1 protein-coding gene is annotated in these 244 nt (G+C 50.0%); it reads right to left on the bottom strand.

Translation table 11 applies throughout. The annotated features are described in order from the left end of the window. A partial coding sequence (locus HBA93_RS22855; protein ID WP_502910187.1) for a sugar phosphate isomerase family occupies positions 1 to 244 on the bottom strand: 244 nt, incomplete at both ends.

Genomic DNA, 244 nt, shown 5'->3' with positions numbered 1-244 from the left:
AAGCGCTGAAAACCTGCCGGAACTGCGAAATTTGTGCAAAAGCGGCCGAGCGCACTCGGCCAAGCTTGCTGCTATCCACCACCAGATAAGACTCAATTGCGCGCGTGATTGCCATTTGTTTGAGCGGCACTTCATGGAAATGCGAGCATGTCACACCATGCGTCTCATGCACACCGCCTGCAGAGATAAAAGCCTTATTAATGTTGAGTTTTTTCAGTGTCTCAATTCCCTCTTCACCGGAGAA

Origin of the sequence: Ochrobactrum sp. SFR4 (assembly GCF_019730395.1) — a bacterium.
Lineage (GTDB): Bacteria > Pseudomonadota > Alphaproteobacteria > Rhizobiales > Rhizobiaceae > Pseudochrobactrum.
Note: the sequence above shows the minus strand (reverse complement) of the source record. Positions and strands in the feature narration are given on the sequence as shown.